Genomic DNA, 231 nt, shown 5'->3' on the forward strand with positions numbered 1-231 from the left:
GTTTCAGAGACGAAGCTGTCTCTGGCCGCCCACCGCTTTTTTCCCTTTGAATAGTTCAAAGGATACGATGGAGCGGTATAAGCTAATTGCGTCGGAGTACGGATTTTATCCACCCGATGATATACCGGTCTATCGTTTCCAGCAGCTTAGCGAGGCCGCACAGGAACGACGTGACAAACGAATCGAGGCCGCCGAGAAGGGGCACACATTCGTTGGATAAAAGAGGTGCAT

General features: G+C 51.1%; 1 protein-coding gene. It reads left to right on the forward strand.

The features are described 5' to 3' along the window. Positions 1 to 220, forward strand: a 220-nt coding sequence (locus tag AC1RPX_RS08125; RefSeq protein ID WP_481763391.1) for a hypothetical protein, incomplete at its 5' end; no start/stop codon positions are given. Between the last annotated feature and the right edge of the window lie 11 nt (positions 221 to 231).

The sequence above is a fragment of the Dellaglioa sp. CoH-56-MRSF-14 genome (genome assembly GCF_056782115.1).